General features: G+C 49.1%; 14 protein-coding genes and 1 riboswitch. Of the genes, 13 read left to right on the forward strand and 1 reads right to left on the reverse strand.

All coding sequences use genetic code 11. The features are described 5' to 3' along the window. Positions 1 to 8: 8 nt before the first annotated feature. The 11 genes from MHI54_RS16565 (at position 9) to MHI54_RS16615 (ending at position 9,975) form a co-directional block, all read left to right on the forward strand. Positions 9 to 1,064, forward strand: coding sequence for a D-alanyl-D-alanine carboxypeptidase family protein (locus tag MHI54_RS16565; RefSeq protein ID WP_340082049.1), 1,056 nt, complete (start codon positions 9 to 11; stop codon positions 1,062 to 1,064). After that, on the forward strand, positions 1,058 to 1,651 hold the full coding sequence (locus MHI54_RS16570; RefSeq protein ID WP_095215293.1) for a nucleoside recognition domain-containing protein: 594 nt from the start codon (positions 1,058 to 1,060) through the stop codon (positions 1,649 to 1,651). Before MHI54_RS16565 ends, MHI54_RS16570 begins: the two co-directional genes overlap by 7 nt. After that, positions 1,648 to 2,181: a spore maturation protein gene (locus MHI54_RS16575; protein ID WP_095215292.1), complete on the forward strand. Its 534-nt coding sequence runs from the start codon at positions 1,648 to 1,650 to the stop codon at positions 2,179 to 2,181. Before MHI54_RS16570 ends, MHI54_RS16575 begins: the two co-directional genes overlap by 4 nt. A gap of 62 nt (positions 2,182 to 2,243) precedes the next feature. Beyond that, positions 2,244 to 2,984 (forward strand): pseudouridine synthase, encoded by a 741-nt coding sequence (locus MHI54_RS16580; RefSeq protein WP_095215291.1) that lies wholly within the window; start codon positions 2,244 to 2,246, stop codon positions 2,982 to 2,984. A gap of 56 nt (positions 2,985 to 3,040) precedes the next feature. Further along, positions 3,041 to 3,574 carry a redoxin domain-containing protein gene (locus MHI54_RS16585; RefSeq protein WP_095215290.1) on the forward strand — a complete coding sequence of 178 codons (534 nt, stop codon included), beginning with the start codon at positions 3,041 to 3,043 and terminating at the stop codon, positions 3,572 to 3,574. Positions 3,575 to 3,591: 17 nt separating this feature from the next. Continuing rightward, positions 3,592 to 5,142, forward strand: a complete 1,551-nt coding sequence (locus MHI54_RS16590) for a cytochrome c biogenesis protein ResB (RefSeq protein WP_158221502.1) — start codon at positions 3,592 to 3,594, stop codon at positions 5,140 to 5,142. Continuing rightward, positions 5,142 to 6,299 carry a c-type cytochrome biogenesis protein CcsB gene (ccsB, locus tag MHI54_RS16595; protein ID WP_095215288.1) on the forward strand — a complete coding sequence of 386 codons (1,158 nt, stop codon included), beginning with the start codon at positions 5,142 to 5,144 and terminating at the stop codon, positions 6,297 to 6,299. The genes MHI54_RS16590 and ccsB overlap by 1 nt, the downstream gene beginning before the upstream one ends. A gap of 27 nt (positions 6,300 to 6,326) precedes the next feature. Next, on the forward strand, positions 6,327 to 7,043 hold the full coding sequence (locus MHI54_RS16600; protein WP_095215287.1) for a response regulator transcription factor: 717 nt from the start codon (positions 6,327 to 6,329) through the stop codon (positions 7,041 to 7,043). After that, entirely contained in the window at positions 7,043 to 8,806 is a 1,764-nt protein-coding gene (locus tag MHI54_RS16605) for an ATP-binding protein (protein WP_198946027.1), read from the forward strand. Before MHI54_RS16600 ends, MHI54_RS16605 begins: the two co-directional genes overlap by 1 nt. 15 nt (positions 8,807 to 8,821) lie before the next feature. After that, positions 8,822 to 9,000, forward strand: a riboswitch (cobalamin riboswitch). 73 nt (positions 9,001 to 9,073) lie between these two features. Next, on the forward strand, positions 9,074 to 9,466 hold the full coding sequence (locus MHI54_RS16610) for a DUF4430 domain-containing protein (protein ID WP_095215285.1): 393 nt from the start codon (positions 9,074 to 9,076) through the stop codon (positions 9,464 to 9,466). After that, positions 9,466 to 9,975, forward strand: coding sequence for an ECF transporter S component (locus MHI54_RS16615; RefSeq protein ID WP_095215284.1), 510 nt, complete (start codon positions 9,466 to 9,468; stop codon positions 9,973 to 9,975). The genes MHI54_RS16610 and MHI54_RS16615 overlap by 1 nt, the downstream gene beginning before the upstream one ends. Before the next feature lie 35 nt (positions 9,976 to 10,010). On the opposite strand, the gene MHI54_RS16620 is transcribed toward MHI54_RS16615, so the two are convergent. Continuing rightward, complete coding sequence (locus MHI54_RS16620) at positions 10,011 to 10,259, reverse strand: ferredoxin (protein WP_340082050.1); 249 nt, start codon at positions 10,257 to 10,259, stop codon at positions 10,011 to 10,013. Positions 10,260 to 10,363: 104 nt separating this feature from the next. On the opposite strand from MHI54_RS16620, the gene MHI54_RS16625 reads away from it, so the two are divergent. Then, entirely contained in the window at positions 10,364 to 11,362 is a 999-nt protein-coding gene (locus MHI54_RS16625) for a helix-turn-helix domain-containing protein (protein ID WP_340082051.1), read from the forward strand. Continuing rightward, positions 11,359 to 12,879 carry an ATP-dependent DNA helicase RecQ gene (locus tag MHI54_RS16630; RefSeq protein WP_095215282.1) on the forward strand — a complete coding sequence of 507 codons (1,521 nt, stop codon included), beginning with the start codon at positions 11,359 to 11,361 and terminating at the stop codon, positions 12,877 to 12,879. The genes MHI54_RS16625 and MHI54_RS16630 overlap by 4 nt, the downstream gene beginning before the upstream one ends. Positions 12,880 to 12,898 lie beyond the last annotated feature (19 nt).

Raw genomic sequence — 12,898 nt, forward strand, 5'->3', positions numbered from 1 at the left:
TTCGAAACATGTTAAAGCGCATGCTGATTGTCATGACTGCCATTATCCTATGTGTTACATTCCTGCCGGGACAAGCTGCCGCCAAACCTGGAGTATCAGCTGATGCGGCTATCTTGATGGAGCTCTCCACAGGCAGGATCCTATATGAGAAAAATGCAACCGATCCGAAACGGATTGCCAGTATCACAAAAATCATGACAGCGATCATCGCCATTGAATCCGGCAAGATGGATGAGGAAGTCACTGTCAGCAAAAATGCGGTGTATACCGAGGGTTCTTCCATTTATCTGAAGGAAGGTGAAAAGATACAGCTGAAAGACTTGGTATATGGGCTGATGCTTCGATCCGGCAATGACGCAGCCGTAGCCATCGCCGAGCATGTCGGCGGCAGCGAGGAAGGTTTCACGCATCTGATGAATGAAAAAGCGGCATGGCTTGGAATGCAGGATTCCCATTTTGATAATCCGCATGGGCTGGATACAGAGACACATCACAGTTCAGCGTATGACATGGCATTATTGACGAGATACGCCATGCAGAATGATACCTTCCGAAAAATCAGTGCTACGAAAACATACAGAGCAGACTCCAAGAAATATGCCTGGGGCAATAAGAATAAGATGCTGACACGCTACTATGAATATTCCACCGGCGGGAAAACAGGCTATACGAAGAAAGCGGGCAGAACACTGGTGAGCACGGCGGAGAAGGATGGCATGGAGCTGGTTGTCGTCACGATCGATGATCCGGATGACTGGCGCGATCATATGAATCTTTTTGATTGGGGCTTTGAGGAATATAAGCTCACCAAATTGAAACAGTCCGAGACGGGCACTTCGATCATATACCCTGTCTCCAAACAAGAGAAGCACCAGGCACAAACGAAGACATATCTCCTGCATCCGGATAAACAAGAAAAGAAACAGCAGGTAGGTACGGATGTTTATTACCTGAATGATAAAAAGATCGGCACCGTCCCGATTTATTCGATCCCGCAAAAACCGACCCTGGCCGGTACGGCCAAAAAAGTCTTTGATGAACTGGCAGGTGTCCGCCTATGGTGAATTATATCTGGGCAGCGATGGCGATCGGAGGCATCATTTACGCCATGATAAACGGCACGATGGACGAAGTGAATAAAGCAATCTTCAAAAGCGCGGATGATGCAGTGGTGCTGGCGATCAGTTTGATAAGTGTGATGGTGTTTTGGCTTGGTATCACAAAAATAGCGGAAGCAGCAGGCCTGTTGAATGGGCTGGTCAAGATGGCAAAGCCATTCATCGCCAGATTGTTTCCGGATATCCCAAAGGACCATCCCGCCATGGGATATATCTTATCCAATTTGACGGCCAACTTCTTCGGGCTCGGCAATGCCGCGACGCCAATGGGGATCAAGGCGATGGAGGAGATGAAGAAGCTCAGTGATAGTCCGAAGGCGAGTCGTTCGATGATCACCTTCCTGGCTGTCAATACTTCCAGTCTGACACTCATCCCGACTACAGTGCTTGCGGTCAGGATGAAATATGAATCCCAGTCACCAACCGAAATCGTCAGTGCCACCTTGCTGGCTTCCATCATTTCATTCATTGGGGCAATCTTGATCGATCGGATTTTCTATGAGATCCGGAGGCGGAAGGAGCGGCATGTATGAGCCTTTTTACTACAGCCAGTATATGGATCATTCCCTGTCTGATCCTCGTGGTATTGGCGATCGCGACAGCCAAAAAGCTGCCGACATATGAGCTGTTTGTGGATGGCGGGAAGGAAGGAATCAGTCTGGCCATCTCCATTCTTCCCTTTTTGCTTGGGATGCTGGTTTCCATTTCCATTCTCCGTGCATCCGGGGCATTAGATGCGCTTATCGGTCTGATTACACCTTTCTTGAGTTTTCTCGGAATGCCCGCTGATATCGTCCCGCTGGCGCTCGTCAGACCGATCAGCGGGACAGCCGCTTTAGGCATGACAACGGAACTGATTGCGACCCACGGCCCCGACTCTTTCATCGGCCGGCTCGCTTCTGTCCTGCAAGGGAGCACGGATACGACCTTCTATGTGCTGACAGTGTATTTTGGCGCAGTCGGTATCCGTAAAATGGGAGATGCATTAAAAGTTGGACTGTTGGCTGATGTTATTGGTATAATGGCTTCAATCATTGTAGTAACGATTATATTCGGAGCATGAGAAGCGTTGACAATCGTTAACGCTCTTTCTTTGTTCCTGATGATAAAGGTGAGGATCAGTACATGGATAAACAAGCAGAACGCCTGCAGAAAGTCATCGCCCATAGCGGCATTACGTCAAGAAGGAAAGCCGAGACGATGATCCTGGAAGGCAAAGTCAAGGTCAATGGCAAGGTCGTGAAGGAACTCGGCGTAAAAGTAACCGATAAGGATACGGTGGAAGTGAATGGTATACCGCTTGAAAGGGAGAAGTTGGTCTATTATATGCTGTACAAGCCTCGCGGCGTCATTTCCAGCGTGCAGGATGAGAAGGATAGGAAAGTCGTGCTGGATTTAATGCCGGAAGTGACGGAGAGGGTCTATCCGATCGGCCGGCTTGATTATGATACTTCTGGTTTGCTGCTTTTGACGAACGATGGGGAGTTCGCCAATATGCTGATGCACCCCAGCCAGAAAATCGATAAAGTATACGTGGCAAAAGTCAAAGGCATACCGAGTCAGGAAGATTTGAAGCAATTGAAACGGGGTGTCATGATCGATGGGCACAAATGCAAAGCAGTCTACACGAAGCTGATGAGTGCCGACAGGAAGAAAAATACAAGTCTTATCCAGATCATCCTGCATGAAGGGCGCAACCGCCAGGTAAGAAAGATGATGGAAAGAATCCAATTCCCTGTCCAGAAGCTCAAGCGGGAAAGGTACGGATTCCTGACGCTTGAAGGATTGCAGCCGGGCTCCTATCGGAAGCTCACGCCGGAGGAAGTGCACCGTTTCAAACAGGAATACAAAGAAAAACGTAAATAATTTGTCAAACTTGGCAAGTGGCCGACATGCTATACTTGGCTAAGAGGTGAGTATATTTGACATCCACTCGCAAACGGCGTTTTTACGTACGCGTGACTGTCCTTGCCGTCCTGGCTGGCATGGTTTTGACAGCAGGATGGCAGCTGCTTCATGAGGGAAGGTCCAAAAAAGTGGAACCCGGGGAGGGAGCTCCGGATTTCATGCTCACGGATATCCGGACAGGTGAAGAGTTCAGGCTGTCCGATATGCAAGGCAAGGGTGTCCTTGTCAATTTTTGGGCAACCTATTGTGAACCATGCAAGCAGGAAATGCCTTTGTTTGAAGAGGCATCCAATACATATGAAAACCAAAACGTCATCTTTGCTGCCATCAGCGAGGATGAAAGTACGCTCGTGATCGATCGCTTCCGGGAAAAATACAAGCTCTCTTTTCCGATCATGCAGGATAATGGACAGGTGATGGAAGCATATGGAGTAGATGCACTGCCGGCTACATTCTTCGTTCGTGCCGACGGAACCGTCAGCAGGACAATCTATGGTCCATTGCAGACTGATCGCCTGGAAGATTATTTGGATGAGATAGTGCCTTGAGAAAAGAGGCGATGTATATGCAGGAATGTGCTTATTGCAAGGATGTAAACAAGCTGGAGGATGGCCGATGTCCAAGCTGCGGCCGACGCTCGGCCAAAAAAATGGATATGCGCTACGAAGGGGCTGTGCGCCGGTCGCAGATGCGTGATCGGACCTTGATCGATAAAGTATGGCGCTTTTTCTCCTCTGTACGGAATGGGATGTATCTATTGATCCTGACAATACTGGCGACTGCCATCGGGACCATCCTGCCGCAGCGGGCTTACATACCAATCGGAAGGATGCCGGGGGAATTTTATGCAGCTGAATACGGTGCATTCGGCAGACTGTATCATTACTTAGGTCTCGATCAGCTGTACAGCTCATGGTGGTATATGACTTTGCTCGGATTGCTTGGCGCCAGCATCTTGATTGCCAGCATCGATCGATTCTTCCCTCTGTATCGTGCATTGAAAATGCAGCCTGTGCAGCGCAAGGATCATTTTTTGAAGCGTCAGATGTATGTCAAAGATGATGTCATACTTGATCCGGGTCGATTGATGAAGGAAATCAGGGCGAAGCGCTATCATGTCCGGCAGGACGGGGAAAGCTATTTGGCAGAGAAGAATAGGTTCGCAAGATGGGGACCTTATGTAAACCATATTGGACTGCTGCTCGTTCTGCTGGGTGCTTTCTTGCGGCTTTTCCCTTTCTTCTACCAGGATGAATTCGTTTGGATAAGAGAAGGAGAAACGGCGGTCGTACCCGACACGGACCAGTCGCTGTTCATCAAGAATGAGCGATTCAGTGTGGATACATACGATGCGGACGATCCCAAATTCGAAGCTGCGATCGAACAAGAAGGCAGGGCGATACCAAAAAGCTTCATGACAGATATCACGGTCTATGGGGCAGAGGAACATATCGCAGGTGATGTACCGGATTTGAAACCGCTGAAACAAATGCAGGTTTCCGTGAATCATCCAGTACACGCAGCAGGGTTTACGATCTATCAATCAGGTTATCAGCTGAACGAGTTCAGCAGCCTGACCTTCCGTGCCGAGAATCAGGACGGCAGTACAGCGGATTTCCGCGTCGATACTGAGAATCCCCAACCAAGTTATGAACTCGATAACGGGCTGCATGCAGAATTGATCGATTATTATCCTGATTACCGGCTGGAAGAGGATAAAGTGATCACGAAAACAAAATACCCGCGTAATCCAGCTTTTGTTTTCGATATCTCGGATGGGGATGGACATAAGGAAAGACTGTTCGTGACACTTGATGATGCTGTGCCGGCGACAGGGACGGACAATTACAGCGTTCGCGCAGTCGATTATGATACCCATCATGTAAGCGGGTTATCGGTGAAACGAGATTGGACATTGCCGGTATTTTTGCTCGGGGGTGTCATCTTCATGATCGGTCTCATTCAAGGGCTATATTGGCAGCATCGTCGAATTTGGATCAAAAGACAGACCGATGGCTCGTATTTGATTGCCGGACATACGAATAAACATGCATCCTCCTTCGAAAGAGAATTGGATCTTATTTGGGATAGCTATGAAAAAGGGGGGAGCAGCTGATGGAAAATCTGTCTATCATAAGCGGGCATCTGCTCGAAGCTGCTTTTATCAGTTATTTGTTAGGTGTGATCCTGTTTACATGGTCTGCGGTCAGGAAACAGCAGCGCTGGCCTGCACGCTTCGCTTGGATGATCACCGCTGCGGGATGGCTTGCACAGCTTGGCTTTTTCATCCTTCGATGGGTGTACAGCGGACATGCACCTGTAAGCAATCTATTTGAATTCATGACCTTCTTCGGTATGATGCTCATCCTGGTGACGTTGATCATGTATCGTTCCTATCGCTATCCATTGCTGGCCGTGATGGCTTTGATGATCAGCATCCTGCTCATTGGCTGTGCTGCTATGTTTCCGCGTGAAGTGGCACCGCTTGTACCCTCCCTGCAAAGTCACTGGCTGTATATCCATGTGACGACAGCTGCACTTGGCGAAGCGGTGCTCTCCGTCAGCTTTTTTGCAGGGTTTTTATATATCCTGCATGAAACGGATCAGGAGAAACAGCATAAAAGGGCAAGGGTGATCGAAGGCTTTCTCGTTCTCATCCTATCCGTGGCAGGCTATGTGCTGCTTGCATTTTTGTTCCGGATGTTCGATTACACCGCTAATGTGATAGGAACGGAAGCAAGCATCATCTATCAGCTTCCGCCTATTTTTGTTCCAGACGGCACTGTATCCTCGCCATTTGGGATCCAGATCATCGTACCGGATTGGCTCCGCGGCGAAAATGCGGCTCAAAAGCTGAATACCATCATCTTATCCTTGATCGCAGGCTGCCTCCTTTACCTAATCATCCGCATCTTTACTAGGAAGAGGATTGGAGCAGCGTTGCAGCCGCTGGTACGGAAATTGCCGAAGGATGCCTTGGATGATATCGGCTATCGATCTGTCGCAGTCGGGTTCCCTATCTTCACGCTCGGTGCCCTCATCTTCGCGATGATTTGGGCCCAGCAGGCATGGGACCGTTTCTGGGGCTGGGATCCCAAGGAAGTGTGGGCACTGGTCACTTGGCTTTTCTATGCCGCTTATCTGCATATCCGTATGCTGAGAGGCTGGCGGGGCATCCGTTCCGCCTGGCTTGCCGTAATCGGCTTTTGTGTGATCATGTTCAATTTGCTGGCAGTAAACTTGCTTATCGTAGGTTTGCACGCGTATGCTTAACATAAAAAAGAGAAAAGGGGAAGGATCATGGAAACAGACGCACATATTCTTGTAGTAGACGATGAAGAAAGGATCCGCAGACTCGTACGCATGTACTTGGAAAAGGAAGGCTACACGCTTGATGAGGCTGCTGATGGGGAGCAAGGACTGCAAATGGCACTCGAGACAGATTATGATGCCATCCTGCTGGATGTCATGATGCCAGGCAAGGACGGAATCGAGGTTTGCCAGGAAATACGCAAGGAAAAAGGTACCCCGATCATCATGCTTACAGCCAAAGGGGAAGAAGCTGACCGTGTGGAAGGATTCGAAGTCGGTGCAGATGATTATATTGTGAAGCCGTTCAGTCCCCGGGAAGTCGTTCTTCGTGTCAAAGCTCTTTTGAGAAGATCTTCGACGACAAAATACCTGCATACAGATGCAAAAGCGAAAGACTTGCTTGTATTCCCCCATCTTACCATCGATAAGGATGCCCACCGGGTGACAGCCGATAACCAGGAAGTGACTTTGACACCGAAGGAATACGAACTGCTCCACTTCCTTGCGTCCACGCCGGATAAGGTTTACGGACGGGAAGAGCTGTTGAAGCAGGTCTGGAAATATGAATTTTTCGGTGATTTGCGGACGGTCGATACACATGTGAAAAGACTCCGTGAAAAACTAAGCAAGGTTTCAGAAGAGGCAGCTTCCATGATTGTGACAGTATGGGGTGTCGGTTACAAATTCGAAGCTGATAAAAGCTGATGCTTTGGGGCAGTGTTGTCAACAAGCTATGGCTGACCATCTTGCTGCTTGTGTCAGTCGTCCTTGGCCTGCTGACTTTTCTTTTACTGGAATTCTTCGGTAATTTTCATATTGAAGAGGCCGAAGAAAGTCTGATGCAAACAGCGACGAAGGTTTCTATCTTGATGGAAGAAATAGACGATAAGGATACGGTATATGATACGGCGGAGCGGGTGCAGGATCCGAATTCGCGCATTGCCATCCTCCAAGATGACGAACTTTGGCTATCGGGGACCGATGAGCAGTCGGAGCCTTTGCCGGGCGTGGACAAAGATTGGCTGCTGGCAGATCCGGAATTGAAAAAGGCTGCTGTGAATGGGAAAGATGTTTCCAAGCAGCTTATCCTTCCTGACTCCGACAGAAGTGTGATTGCGGTCGGGACGCCGCTCCAGGACGGTTCGGGTGCGGTTTATGTCTATCAATCACTCGCTGTCGTGAAGGAGACCGGCAACCAAACGACGCAAATCATCCTGCTGGGGGCAGGCATTGCCTTTATCCTGACGACTGTGTTTGCATTCTTCCTGTCATCCAGGATCACCAAACCGCTGATCAAGATGCAGGATGCGGCATTGAATGTCGCCCGGGGCCAATTCGGGACGGAAGTGCCTGTTGTCACACATGATGAAATCGGGATGCTGGCTATGGCCTTCAACAAGATGGGAAAACAGCTGGAATTCAATATAAATGCACTCAGTCAGGAAAAAGAACATCTTTCCCGTGTCGTCAATGCCATGGTGGATGGTGTCGTCATGATCAACCGGCAGGGCGAGCTTACGGTGACGAATCCGCCTGCCGAAGCATTCATTCATGATTGGCAATTCGAGAATGGGGAAACCTTCCATGAAGTGCCTGGCGTCTGGCTGGAAATCATGGAAAGTGTCGTCGCGACTGCCTCTGAAGTAACACGCGAAGTGACGATCCAAGGCAGGGAATGGGTGATCATCGCGACGCCGCTGTATGATGATGCGACCATTCGCGGGGCGGTAGCAGTCGTGCGGGATATGACGCAAGAACGCAGGCTGAATAAACTGCGTGAGGATTTCATCACCAATATAACCCATGAATTGCGGACGCCCATCTCCTTGCTGCAAGGTTATAGTGAGGCGATCATTGATGATATCGCTGATACAGTGGAAGCAAAAAATGAATTGGCACAGATCATCCATGACGAATCTTTGCGGATAGGGAGGCTTGTCAATCAGCTGCTCGACCTTGCCCGCATGGAAGCAGGAGATACGAATCTGGTAATGGAGGATGTGGAGATCAATCCATTCCTGGAACGAATTGTGCGCAAGTTCCAAGGATTGGCCGATGAACGGGAAATCAAGCTCGGACTCGTCAATACGGTTGAGAGGAGCACCTACCATTTTGCACCCGATGCAATCGAACAGGTGCTGACGAATTTGATAGATAACGCGATTACCCATACGGAAAATGCCGGAGCAGTCCAGGTACTCGTTTCGGACGAAAAAGAAGAGCTCGTGATGATCGTCAAAGATTCCGGCAGCGGCATACCGGAAGAAGACCTGCCTTTTGTTTTTGAACGGTTTTACAAGGCTGATAAATCAAGGACCAGAAAAACTGCAAAAACAGGAAATGGCTTAGGACTGGCTATCGCAAAGAACATCGTCCAGGCCCACAATGGGACAATCAAAGTAACGAGTAAGCTTCATGAGGGGACAACATTCACTATCCGTCTCCCGCAGGATACAAACCTGACATAATATGATAAAATAAGCTGGATTCAAAGCATGCAAGGTGTCGAAAGACTTGATAGGGAATACGGTGTGACTCCGTGACTGTCCTCGCAGCTGTAATTACCGCCGGACAGAGCAAAACCACTGTCTTTTATGATGGGAAGGGCTCTTAGTAGATGAAGGTATCAGTCAGCAGACCTGCCCTGTATGCTTCTGTTTCACCGCTTCGAGGACTGAGCGGGTGAAGCGGCAGCTTCTGATGCTCTTTCCTTTACAAAAAGGGAGGATTTTTTTATGAAGAAAACATGGCATATGCTATCCGCTTTGCTGCTGGCAGCAGGTATACTGGCAGGCTGCGGGACGGCGGAAGAGTCCAAGCAGCAGGATCAGCAGGCGGAGCAGCAGACCGAACAGCAGGTCACGGTTACATTGACCGAGGATGGCAAGGAGATTTCCTCTAAGGAAGTCAGCTTTGAGGAAGGAGACAGCTTGATGGATGTGATGAAGGAGAACTTCGATGTGGAAGAGGATGCCGGTATGATCACTTCCATTGATGGTCATAGTCAGGATGAAGATGAGAATAAATACTGGCTGTATACAGTCAACGGTGAAATGGCACAGGTCGGGGCAGCGGACCTGGAATTATCGGACGGTGACGACGTGGCCTTCAATCTGCAAGCTGCTTGATGTTCTCCACTCGTAAACTGACACTGTTGGCAATGCTAACAGCCCTGGCAGCAGCAGGGAGGATATATGCAAATGTGCTGTTCCCTTTCCTGCCGAATATGCAGCCGATGACCAGTGTCATCATCATTTGTTCGCTATTGCTCGGGCCGATTGCCGGTGTAACTATCGCTGTCTTATCTACCCTTTTATCCAATATGATACTTGGAATGGGAATATGGACGGTGTGGCAAATGCTTGCTTGGGGAATGATCGGTCTGTCATTCGGCATGGCGGGAAAGCTTTGGCGTACTCCGCCGCTGATACCGATGACCATTGCCAGCATTCTGACAGGGTATGCGTATGGATTTTTGGTTTCCTTGCCGAATATATTCATCATGGAACATTTCTGGGCCTATTACATAGCCGGATTAAGCTTTGACACAATGCATGCAATCGGAAATGGGATTTTCTTTTTCATCCTGTATCCGGTCCTTCGCAGGGTATTCGGCAGGTGGATATCGGCTTCATGAAAAGAACCACTTCCATTTGATAAGGAAGTGGTTCTTCATATATGGGATAATGCTTCTTTTCCGATGACAAAATCACTTAATTTGATCGACTCGGTTGGACAGCCTTCATAGGCCTCTGTTACATCCTCCTGCAATTCCTCCGGTACAGCAAAGGTACCAGTGTTGCGGTCAAGCAGGACGAATGCGAGACCTTCATCATCATAATCGTATACATCAGGCGCGACAGCTCCGCATGTACCGCAGGCAATGCAAGTATCCTGATCGACATATGTATACATTGCCATCTGCGCTTTTCCCCCTTCCGCTTTCAACAAAGCTGCTTCTTGCTTTATACTAAGTGTATCGCTTACCGAAACGGAATACAAGCATACAGAAAGGTTTGATTGCCATGCTACTGGCATCCATCATCATTCATGCCGGCCGGACCATCCGCCAGGAACGGAGTGCGGCGTCCATTTACCATCTGCTGCAAGGCAAGCGCTCTGCCCAGACGCTGCAGGATGCCCATATGTACGGTCTCACCCATTTGTTCGGTATTTACCCGAAGCTGTCCAGACCGCTGTTCGACCAGGTGGCAGCCAATGCAATGAATGAAGCGGAGCGCTTTGAAAATAATGAAATCCCGTATTTTAAAGGCATGGCCTTTCAAACGCAAACAGAGCCATTCCTATATCGCTTGCTGCTGCTCATTCAGCTGCTTTCCAATCATGTAAGGAGGGAGAAGTATTATATCCCAGTAACCGATGACCCGGCTATCCAGCATTGGATAAAACAATGGTATCGTCAGGAGCAGCACCGATGGGAGGACTGGCGTAATGGTATATATAAGGAGCTCTATGAATTGCTTGAAAACTTGCCTTCACTGCAGGCAGATTTATTTGTCGATCGTTTGACTGGATATCGGCATATCGGTTTGACGACCGAACAGCTGGCAGAAAAATACAATGTCCATGAAGTGGACGTGCCATTGTATCAAACATCGACAGTTCATCATCTTCTCCAGCATGCCGAGGCGGAAGAGGCGGATTTTCCGCATCTTGCTGCACTAGTGGAAAAACCGGAGCATAAGACTCGTACCATCACATCCACCGCCCAGAAGACACGGACGATGCTCGAACGAGGCTTGTCGCTGGAACAGATTGCGGCAGTCAGGGGCTTGACGGAAAATACGATCAAGGATCATATTGTGGAGATGACCTGGCTGGATGGGGAAGAGCTTTCCAGCAGATTCCTCCCCGAGGCCGATGCCCGGATCATCCTGGAATGTGCGGCTCAGGCAGGTACGAAAAAACTCAAACAAATACATGCTTTATTGGAAGGGAAATATGACTATTTCCAAATCAGATTGGCGTTGGCCCTGCAGAGAGGGCAGGAGGTGCAGGCATGAGGACAAAGCTGCAGCAGGCATTGAAGACGTATTATGGATATGATTCTTTCCGGACTGGTCAGGAGGAAATCCTGGAGAGTGTCATGCAGGGGCACCATGCTTTGGGTGTTTTACCAACGGGTACAGGCAAGTCCGTTTGCTACCAGCTGCCGGCTTTCATGCGCAGCGGACAAGTCATCGTGGTTTCCCCATTGCTGTCACTGATGGAAGATCAAGTGAAGCAATTGCGGGCCAGGGGATTCAAGCGGGTAGCTGCACTCAATAGTTTCCTTGATTTTGAAGATAAGCAGCGGGTGATGCGAAATCTGCGCAATTATGATCTGCTGTATGTTTCACCGGAGATGCTGCAAAATGAATTTTTGATCACGCAATTGCAGCAGCTGCAGATTCAATTGTTTGTCGTCGATGAAGCCCATTGTATCTCCCAATGGGGACAGGAATTCAGGACGGATTATCTGCGCCTGGCAGAAGTGATCCGGAAACTTGGCACTCCTCCGGTGCTTGCTTTGACCGGGACAGCCACCCCGGAAGTCCAAAAGGATATCCAGCATTTGCTCGGTGATTTGGATATGGATGAGCATATTTATCCGATGGATCGGGAAAATATCTCTTACTTTGTACAGGAAGTGCAGGATCAGCAGGAAAAGAATGAAACGATGCTTGCACTGCTTCATAAAATACAAGCACCGACCATCATCTATTTTTCCAGCCGCAATATGGCGGAAAGTGCTGCCGCCATCATCCGGGCAAACATGCCGGAGATGCCTTGCGCATACTATCATGGCGGTATGGAAAATGAGGATAGGATCCTGATCCAGCAGCAGTTTTTAGCCGGTCAGCTGCAGATCATCTGCTGTACAAGTGCCTTCGGTATGGGGGTGGATAAAGAGGATGTACGACTGATCATCCATTACCATTTGCCCAGGGACAAGGAATCCTTCATCCAGGAGGTCGGCAGAGCCGGAAGGGACGGGAAGGAAAGCGTCAGTGTCGTGCTTTACAGTCCTGGGGATTGGCAAATCCCGATCCATCTGATCGAGCAAGACCTGCCCGAAACATCTTCGATCCAGCAGCTGATGCGTTTTCTTTATCAGCGGGTAAAAGCACAACGAATCGAATTGCCTGCTTATGAATCAGTCATCCAGCATATTCCGATAAGTGAGACGCAATGGCGATTTTTACTTTATCAAATGGAGAAACATGATATAGTAAAGGGAAATCATCTGCAATATGCGGCAAAAGCTTGGAAGGATTTCCTGGACAGAATAGAGAAGTTTGTTGGGGACAGGAAAAAATACAAACTTAAGCAGCTGCAGCGGATGAAGGAATGGGTCTATACAGAATCTTGCAGGCGCCAGGAACTTTTTGCGGAATTCCAGCACACTGTGCGCCAAGCAAAGGACCGATGCTGTGACAATTGCGGCGATACGCTTGCTGGATGGCAGGCAAGCTTCGTGGAGGGACAGCCGCAGCTTATCGGCTGGCGCGCGCAGCTGCATCATCTCCTGTATCAGTGAAAACGGAAATGGAAGGATG

Source organism: Terribacillus sp. FSL K6-0262, from assembly GCF_037977385.1.
Classification (GTDB): Bacteria; Bacillota; Bacilli; order Bacillales; family Amphibacillaceae; genus Terribacillus.